This window comes from Flavobacterium sp. A45 (genome assembly GCF_002001005.1).
Taxonomy (GTDB): Bacteria; Bacteroidota; Bacteroidia; order Flavobacteriales; family Flavobacteriaceae; genus Flavobacterium.
Map to the genome: position 1 here is coordinate 1 of NZ_MUNX01000094.1, position 587 is coordinate 587.

General features: G+C 45.0%; 1 protein-coding gene. It reads right to left on the reverse strand.

Translation table 11 applies throughout. The features are described 5' to 3' along the window. A partial coding sequence (locus tag B0E44_RS12070; protein WP_305774929.1) for a Calx-beta domain-containing protein occupies window positions 1-587 on the reverse strand: 587 nt, incomplete at both ends.

Genomic DNA, 587 nt, shown 5'->3' on the forward strand with positions numbered 1-587 from the left:
AAAGTAAAGTTCTCTGCTGGCTCATCGCTAGCATCGTCTGTTGTTGGTACACTTACCGTTACGCTGGTTTGTCCCGCTGGGATCGTTACTGTCGTAGTCGTTGCAGTGTAATCCGATGTTCCGGCTGTACCTGTATTAGTTACAACATCAACTACTGTGTCCACTGAACTTGGAACGTCTATAGATACCATGAATACAGCATTGGCTCCTTCGATAACCGTTGGACTGCTGATGCTAACTATTGGAGTCGCATCATTATCATTAATTATCGCTGTTCCGAATGGAGTTGTATTGCTAGTGTTGCCTGAGGTTACTGTTCCGTTTAAAGTAAAGTTCTCTGCTGGCTCATCGCTAGCATCGTCTGTTGTTGGTACACTTACCGTTACGCTGGTTTGTCCCGCTGGGATCGTTACTGTCGTAGTCGTTGCAGTGTAATCCGATGTTCCGGCTGTACCTGTATTAGTTACAACATCAACTACTGTGTCCACTGAACTTGGAACGTCTATAGATACCATGAATACAGCATTGGCTCCTTCGATAACCGTTGGACTGCTGATGCTAACTATTGGAGTCGCATCATTATCATT